General features: G+C 68.8%; 3 protein-coding genes and 2 pseudogenes. All 5 read right to left on the bottom strand.

Translation table 11 applies throughout. The features are described 5' to 3' along the window. A pseudogene (locus ACWGH4_RS31115) lies at nucleotides 1-134 on the bottom strand (ATP/GTP-binding protein); the annotation flags it as partial. Next, on the bottom strand, nucleotides 115-717 hold the full coding sequence (locus tag ACWGH4_RS31110; protein WP_441267620.1) for a DUF742 domain-containing protein: 603 nt from the start codon (nucleotides 715-717) through the stop codon (nucleotides 115-117). The gene ACWGH4_RS31110 and the pseudogene ACWGH4_RS31115, both read right to left, overlap by 20 nt. A gap of 138 nt (nucleotides 718-855) precedes the next feature. Beyond that, nucleotides 856-1269 (bottom strand): roadblock/LC7 domain-containing protein, encoded by a 414-nt coding sequence (locus tag ACWGH4_RS31105; protein WP_005311461.1) that lies wholly within the window; start codon nucleotides 1267-1269, stop codon nucleotides 856-858. A 10-nt stretch (nucleotides 1270-1279) separates the two neighbouring features. Next, nucleotides 1280-4576 carry a nitrate- and nitrite sensing domain-containing protein gene (locus tag ACWGH4_RS31100; protein ID WP_453466776.1) on the bottom strand — a complete coding sequence of 1099 codons (3297 nt, stop codon included), beginning with the start codon at nucleotides 4574-4576 and terminating at the stop codon, nucleotides 1280-1282. 350 nt (nucleotides 4577-4926) lie between these two features. Then, a pseudogene (locus ACWGH4_RS31095) lies at nucleotides 4927-5027 on the bottom strand (ATP-binding protein); the annotation flags it as partial.

Below are 5027 nucleotides of genomic sequence, written 5' to 3'. Positions count from 1 at the left end.
TCGGTACGCAGCGGGTTGATCTCCGAGACGGCGCCGACGAACGTGGTCTTGCCCACGCCGAAGCCGCCCGCCACCACGATCTTCGCGCTGGTGGTTGAGCGGGCAGCACCGCCGCTAGAGCTTGCGAAGTCCACTGAGCACCCTTTCGAGCAGTGTCACGTCTGGCTGGCCGCCGGCGGACTCGTCGCCGCCGGGCTGGTGAATGGCGACAAGTCCGGCCTCCGCCAGGTCGGCGACGAGGATCCGGGCAACGCCGAGGGGGATGGAGAGGAGTGCCGAGATCTCAGCCACCGACTTGATCTCGAAACACAGCCGGCAGATCCGCTGGTGCTCGGGCAACTGCCCTTGCAGCCTTGACGGATCGGCCGTGGTACTGACCAGCGCCTCGATGGCGAGCTGGTAACGCGGCCGGGTCCGGCCGCCGGTCATGGCGTACGGGCGCACCAGCGGGTTGTGCCTGCCGGAACCGGCGGACGACGCCTTCGCGGGCTCCTGGGCGCGCCGCGGGGCCACCGGCTGGATGCGGGGCTGCTGCTGACCGTAGGAGGGATCGTACGACGCGTCGTAGGACGGGTCGTACGGCGACTGCGACTGCTGGTAGGGCTGCTGCGCGCCCGCTCTGCCCGGCGTCGAAGGAAAGTTGAACCGGTTGTCTGTGTGCTCACCGTGCGGCTGATGACCGCCCTCATAAGGGCGCCCGCCTGGGGGTGTTGCCACGTTTCCTCCTCCGACTGCCTGTACGCCGGTTCCTGTCCCTGTGGAGCCCGCGCCACCGCACCTTAACGGTGCGGTGGCGAGAAACGCACTGTCTGTCTACTGGTCAAGAGCAACTACCGGGACGAACCCGGCAGATCGTCAGTTGAGCAGGCTTCCCTGGAGCTCCGCGCGAAGGTCGGGAGTGAGGACGCTGCCCGCACGGTCGACCAGGAGCGCCATCTCGTAGCCCACCAGGCCGATGTCGGCCTCGGGGTGGGCCAGCACGGCAAGTGAGGATCCGTCGGAGATGGACATGATGAAGAGGAAGCCGCGCTCCATCTCCACGACCGTCTGGTTGACGGCGCCGCCTTCGAAGATCCGGGAGGCGCCCGCGGTCAGCGAGGTCAGACCGGAGGCCACGGCCGCCAGCTGATCGGCGCGGTCGCGCGGGAAACCTTCGGACATCGCCAGCAGGAGTCCGTCGGCGGAGACCACCACCGTGTGCGACACCCCTGGGGTGTTGTCCACGAAGTTGGTGATCAACCAGTTCAGATTCTGCGCCGCCTGGCTCATCGGGCTCACACTAACGCTCCTGGTTGTAGGTACTGCCCGGGCCGGAGCCCGGTCCGTTCGTGTCCGTTCCCGCGCTGCGTCCCTGCTGGACGCCGCGCCGCAGGTTGCTCAACCTGCCACGCACGTCCTCCGGGGCGCGGGAGACCTGTGGGCCGCCCTGCGGGGTCTGTTCGGCCGTGCCCTCGATCAGGTTGGCCTTGGGTACCCGCCGGGGAAGACCGGACGAGGTGACCCCGCCCGCCTTCGGGTCGCGAAGCTTCTCCGCCCGCTGCCAGCGCTCGTCGTTCGCCGAGCGCCAGTCGTCGGTGTCGGAGCTCCCGCCGCCGAAGCTGCCCGAGCCGTTGCCGCTGCCGCCCGGGGCCTGTCCGCTCTGCTGAGCGGCCGGAGCCTGTTCGGGGGCCTGCTGCTGCCACTGCTGCTGCGACGCCTGCTGCTGCGCCGGCGGCTGTGGCACCTGCTGCGCCGACGACGGCTTCTGGCTGCCACCGCGCCGGGGGAGACCGGCATCCGTCAGCTCGTGGCTGCTGCTCGGAGACGGTCCCGGACGCTCGAAGCCTACGCGGTCCGAGGCGTTCGCGGGAGCGGCGGGTGCAGATTCCGCTTCGGGACGGTACTCGGGCTCGTAAGCGCTCTGGTAGCCGCTGTGATCGGCCCACTCACCCTGGTGGGGCTGGGCGTCGTACTGACCCTCGTACTGCTGCTGGGTGTTCTGCGGGTCCTGGTATGTGGCTTCCGCATATGCGCCCTGGAGCGGATCCTGCTGCTCCGTGTGCTCGGGGTAGCCGCCGTTCGCCGGCTGGTACGGGTCCTGGTAGCCGCCGCCCTGGTACTCGTCGTACGCAGGCTGCTGGTTCTGCGCGTAGCCCTGGTCCGCCTGTGCGTACTCCTGGCCGTACTCGGAGCCGTACTCCTGCTGGGGGGCCTGCTCCTGCTCGTACGGCGACTCGTCGCGGTACAGCGGCCTTTCGCCGTGCGCCTGGGCCTCCAGGGCCGCCCGGCGCTCCTCGCGCATCAGGGAGCGGCCCACGGGGTCCAGCTGGGTCGCGGAGTCGTCGGAGGGCTGCTCGTAGCGGGAGTCGTCGAAGCCGAGCTCCGCGGCGGTCCGCATCGGGGCGCTCTCGAAGGACTGCTGCTTCGGGATGATCTGCGAGACCGTGAAGTCGTCCTCGGGCAGCGCCTCGCCACCGCCACCGTGGGTGATGGCGTCGGGAAGCATGACCAGCGAGGTGGTGCCCGCCTGCTCGCCCGAGGGGCGCAGCTGGACGCGGATGCCGTGCCGGTCGGCGAGGCGGCCGACCACGAAGAGACCCATGCGCTGCGAGACGGCGGCGTCCACGGTCGGCGGGTTGGCCAGCTTGTGGTTGATGTCCGCGAAGTCCTCGGCGGTGAGGCCGATGCCCTTGTCGTGGATCTCGACCATGACGCGGCCGTCGGGGAGACGGGTCGCGGTGACGCGGACCTTGGTCTGCGGCGAGGAGAAGGTGGTGGCGTTCTCCAGCAGCTCGGCGAGGAGGTGCACGAGGTCGGTCACGGCCTGGCCGTGGATCTCGGTCTCCGGGACGCCGGTGAGCTCGATGCGCTCGTAGGACTCCACCTCGGAGGAGGCGGCGCGCAGCACGTCGACGAGCGGCACGGGCTGGTTCCAGCGGCGGCCGGGCTCCTCGCCGGCGAGAATCAGCAGGTTCTCACCGTTGCGGCGCATACGGGTCGCCAGGTGGTCCAGCTTGAAGAGGTTCTCCAGCTGGTCCGGGTCGGCCTCGTTGTTCTCGAGGTCGGTGATCAGGGTCAGCTGGCCCTCGATGAGCGACTGGTTCCGCTGGGAGAGGTTGGTGAAGATCGCGTTGACGTTGCCCCGGAGCATGGCCTGCTCGGCGGCGAGCCGGACGGCCTCGCGGTGGACCTGGTCGAAGGCCCGGGCGACCTCGCCGATCTCGTCCTGGGTGTCGATCGGGATGGGCTGGACGCGGGTGTCGACCCGGCCCGGCTCGGTCCGGGACAGCTGGTCGACCAGCATCGGCAGGCGCTGCTCGGCGATGCCGAACGCCGCGGTGCGCAGCTGGCGCATCGAGCGGCTCATCTGGCGGGCCATGAGGCCGGCCAGGATGAAGGCGGTGAGCAGGGCGATGACGACGATGAGGCCGTTGACGATGGCGTCGGTCTTGGCGTCGTCGGAGATCGCCGCGGCCTCGTTCACGGCCCGGTCGACGAGGTCGGTCTCGATCTCGGTGTAGCCGTCGAACTTGGCGGTCGCCGCGCCCATCCACGTCTCGGGCGTGATGTCCTGCGTCTTCAGATCGTCCTTGTCGGTCCCCGAGCCGATTGCGGTGGCCATACCGGTGAAGACGGAGCCGTCGGGGCCCTTGGGCGGGTTCAGACCGGCCGCTGCCAACCGCTTGCCGCCCTCGGCGGCCTTGCCGGCCATGACTTCCTTGAGCCGCGCGGTGTCGGCCTCCGTGCCGCCGGAGACGTACTCGCCGATCGCGATCTGCTCGAGGTAGTTGTACGAGTTGAAGGCGACCTTCTGCTGTTCCAGCACGCCGGTGTCCTTGCTCGGGCGCACCAGCAGGTGCATACCGATGGAGCGCTGCAGCGACGCGGCGGCCTTGGCGAGCTGGACTGCGTAGACGGTACGGCCGTAGCTGGTGACGTTACCGGTGCCGAGGCCGAGCTCGTTGGCGAACTCCATCAGCACGTGCTGGATCTTGACGTAGCCCTCTTCGGTCTTCACCGGGTCGAGAGCCTTGGTGTAGGCCGCCTTGCGGAGGTCGGCGAGCTTTGGTTCCTCCTGCCGGAACAACTGGAGGCGGCGTTCGAGGCCCTGCCCGTCGGGCATCTCCGAGACGGCCTCGTCGAACTTGGCCTTCGCCGCGTCGGTGGTGTCGTACGCCTCGGTGACGACGGCGGCCTGCCGGGCGTCCTGGCTCGTGGCGAGCAGCAGGGGCTGCGCGGTCAGGTCACGCTCGTTCAGGAGCGCCTGGCCGTACTCGGAGGCCGCGCGCACGACGAGTGCGGTCTTTTCCGCGTCCTGCGCCTCGCTCCAGGTGTCGATCGACTGCTTGACCTGGAACCCGCCCATGACCAGACCGACGAGCACGGGTATGAGGAGGATCGCGTTCAGTCGGGTGGGCACCCGCCAGTTGCGAGGGGAGAAGCGGCTGGTGCTGCCCCCGGAACCTCCCGGCCCGCCGACGGCCGGGGAAGAGCCGGAAGCTCCCGACGCATCCGCAGGCGGCGCCGCTGTGCGCGACGGCGGGGTGAAGTTGCCCCGCGCCTGCTGCTCTGCGGAGCTCGTGTTGCTTCGCCTCACTCGACCAACAACCTCTCGGCGTCGGCACCTACGCTGTGCCGTGTTTCGTTCAGAGCCGTACTACTCGGCAGTTCGACGAATTCCAGCACGACGACCGGCCGCATTCCAAACACTCGGAATCGGTGATTCCGAGTGGCGTACGCCTCGCATAAAACGGGCATAAAGAACGAGCCCCGACAATTGGCGAGGCTCATGTGAGCACAGTGGTACCGCCCGTGTGCAACGGGTGTCCACTGCGCCGGAATTCTCTGTCGAAATGTTATGAACACGGAGGCGGGCCGTGTCAAAAGACACAGCCCGCCCCACGGCAACTACGACAACTGCCGTATTGCGTCGTCTACTTGGCCATTCTACTTCAGGCGGGCCATGAGGGCGTGTTCGACGAGGGTGATGAGTGCGCTCTTGGCGTCGGCGCGGTGGCGGGCGTCGGTGGTGATGATGGGGGTGTCGG

The organism is Streptomyces sp. NPDC054847, from assembly GCF_053610925.1.
The sequence above is the reverse complement of the archived record's forward strand: the minus strand, read 5'-3'. Positions and strand labels throughout refer to the sequence as shown.

Coding starts and splice junctions, on each gene's coding strand:
- ACWGH4_RS31105 (WP_005311461.1), bottom strand. CDS start 1,269: ATGAGCCAGGCGGCGCAGAATCTGAACTGGTTGATCACCAACTTCGTG.